Genomic DNA, 3174 nt, shown 5'->3' with positions numbered 1-3174 from the left:
CGGATACGGGGCTTCATGGGAATAAATGCCTGACGATGACCTACTTTCACAGACGTCCGTCCACTATCATCGGCGCAAAGGCGTTTCACAGTCCTGTTCGGGATGGGAAGGCGTGGGACCACCTCGCTATGGTCGTCAAGCGTAACTTGTCGCCGGCGCGCTTTTGGAGCGCACCAGCCAATTTGGAAAGAAGCAGTGGCTATCGTGTCTGCAGCGTGTGCTGCGGATCACGCAAGCCCTAAGTATTGTGTGTGTATCGTGGATTCACGAGGGGTGATTGCAGGGCTCTGCTTGGCAGAGCGGGCACTCACGCTACAACCATCAGGGTTATAGGATCAAGCCGCACGGGCAATTAGTACTGGTTAGCTCAATGCATTACTGCACTTACACACCCAGCCTATCAACGTCCTGGTCTCGAACGACCCTTTAGCAGGCTCAAGGCCTGAGGGATACCTTATCTTTAGACGAGTTTCCCGCTTAGATGCCTTCAGCGGTTATCTCTTCCGTACATAGCTACCCGGCAATGCCATTGGCATGACAACCGGTACACCAGAGGTACGTCCACTCCGGTCCTCTCGTACTAGGAGCAGGCTCCATCAAGTATCCAACGCCCACGGCAGATAGGGACCAAACTGTCTCACGACGTTTTAAACCCAGCTCACGTACCACTTTAAATGGCGAACAGCCATACCCTTGGGACCGGCTACAGCCCCAGGATGTGATGAGCCGACATCGAGGTGCCAAACACCGCCGTCGATATGAACTCTTGGGCGGTATCAGCCTGTTATCCCCAGAGTACCTTTTATCCGTTGAGCGATGGCCCTTCCATTCAGAACCACCGGATCACTATGTCCTGCTTTCGCACCTGTTCGACTTGTCAGTCTCACAGTTAAGCACGCTTATGCCATTGCACTATCAGCACGATTTCCGACCGTACCTAGCGTACCTTCGAACTCCTCCGTTACACTTTGGGAGGAGACCGCCCCAGTCAAACTGCCCACCATACACTGTCCCCGATCCGGATAACGGACCCAGGTTAGAACCGCAAACAAGCCAGGGTGGTATTTCAAGGTTGGCTCCACGCGATCTAGCGACCACGCTTCAACGCCTCCCACCTATCCTACACAAGCCGATTCACAATCCAATGTAAAGCTACAGTAAAGGTTCATGGGGTCTTTCCGTCTAGCCGCGGGTAGATTGCATCATCACAAACATTTCAACTTCGCTGAGTCTCGGGAGGAGACAGTGTGGCCATCGTTACGCCATTCGTGCAGGTCGGAACTTACCCGACAAGGAATTTCGCTACCTTAGGACCGTTATAGTTACGGCCGCCGTTTACCGGGGCTTCGATCAAGAGCTTGCACCCCATCACTTAACCTTCCGGCACCGGGCAGGCGTCACACCCTATACGTCCACTTTCGTGTTTGCAGAGTGCTGTGTTTTTATTAAACAGTCGCAGCCACCGATTCTCTGAGACCCCTTCACGCTAGGCCCGCAGGGGCTTCACGCTACAAGGGCATACCTTATCCCGAAGTTACGGTATCAATTTGCCGAGTTCCTTCTCCCGAGTTCTCTCAAGCGCCTTAGAATACTCATCCCGTCCACCTGTGTCGGTTTGCGGTACGGTCTCGTACAGCTGAAGCTTAGAGGCTTTTCTTGGAACCACTTCCAGTCACTTCGCGAGACATGCTCGCTCGGTCCATACCCTTGAATTACGCGCCCGGATTTGCCTGAAGCGCCATCTTCGATACAGAAACAGGGACTTCCAACACCCTGATGACTTTCCGCGATCCGTCCCCCCATCGCACTGTACGACGGTACTGGAATATTAACCAGTTTCCCATCAGCTACGCATTTCTGCCTCGCCTTAGGGGCCGACTCACCCTGCGCCGATGAACGTTGCGCAGGAAACCTTGGACTTACGGCGAGGGGGCTTTTCACCCCCTTTATCGCTACTCATGTCAGCATTCGCACTTCTGATACCTCCAGCAGCCTTTACAAGCCACCTTCGCAGGCTTACAGAACGCTCCCCTACCACACACCGCTAAAGCGGTGCATCCGCAGCTTCGGTATATTGCTTAGCCCCGTTACATCTTCCGCGCAGGACGACTCGATCAGTGAGCTATTACGCTTTCTTTAAAAGATGGCTGCTTCTAAGCCAACTTCCTGACTGTCTATGCCTTCCCACTTCGTTTCCCACTTAGCAATATTTGGGGACCTTAGCTGGCGGTCTGGGTTGTTTCCCTCTTGAGTCCGGACGTTAGCACCCGGTGCTCTGTCTCCCAAGCTGTACTTGCAGGTATTCGGAGTTTGCCATGGTTTGGTAAGTCGCCATGACCCCCTAGCCATAACAGTGCTCTACCCCCTGCAGTAATACTTGAGGCACTACCTAAATAGTTTTCGGGGAGAACCAGCTATTTCCAAGCTTGTTTAGCCTTTCACCCCTATCCACAGCTCATCCCCTAACTTTTCAACGTTAGTGGGTTCGGTCCTCCAGCACGTGTTACCGTGCCTTCAACCTGGCCATGGATAGATCGCTTGGTTTCGGGTCTACACCCAGCGACTGAACGCCCTATTCGGACTCGCTTTCGCTACGCCTTCCCTATTCGGTTAAGCTTGCCACTGAATGTAAGTCGCTGACCCATTATACAAAAGGTACGCAGTCACCCCACAAGGAGGCTCCTACTGTTTGTATGCATACGGTTTCAGGATCTATTTCACTCCCCTTCCGGGGTTCTTTTCGCCTTTCCCTCACGGTACTGGTTCACTATCGGTCGATCACGAGTATTTAGCCTTGGAGGATGGTCCCCCCATCTTCAGACAGGATTTCACGTGTCCCGCCCTACTTGTCGCATGCCTAGTTCCACATCGATGATTTCGTCTACAGGGCTATCACCTGCTATGGCCGGAGTTTCCAATCCGTTCGACTATCAAAGATGCTAAATCATGCAGGCTGATCCGATTTCGCTCGCCACTACTTTCGGAATCTCGGTTGATTTCTTTTCCTCGGGGTACTTAGATGTTTCAGTTCTCCCGGTTCGCTTCCACTGACCTATGTATTCAGTCAGGGATACACCCGAAGGTGTGGGTTTCCCCATTCGGATATCTGCGGATCAAAGCTTGTTTGCCAGCTCCCCGCAGCTTTTCGCAGGCTACAACGTCCTTCATCGCCTG

Annotated in this window: 2 rRNA genes; both read right to left on the bottom strand. The window is 52.9% G+C overall.

The window, feature by feature from the left end:
* Positions 1-27 precede the first annotated feature (27 nt).
* Positions 28-140, bottom strand: a 5S ribosomal RNA gene (gene rrf, locus IMZ29_RS22255).
* Positions 141-331: 191 nt separating this feature from the next.
* Positions 332-3174, bottom strand: a 23S ribosomal RNA gene (locus IMZ29_RS22250); the annotation flags it as partial.

Source organism: Verticiella alkaliphila (assembly GCF_018904615.1).
Taxonomy (GTDB): Bacteria; Pseudomonadota; Gammaproteobacteria; order Burkholderiales; family Burkholderiaceae_B; genus Verticiella; species Verticiella alkaliphila.
The sequence above is the reverse complement of the archived record's forward strand: the minus strand, read 5'-3'. Positions and strand labels throughout refer to the sequence as shown.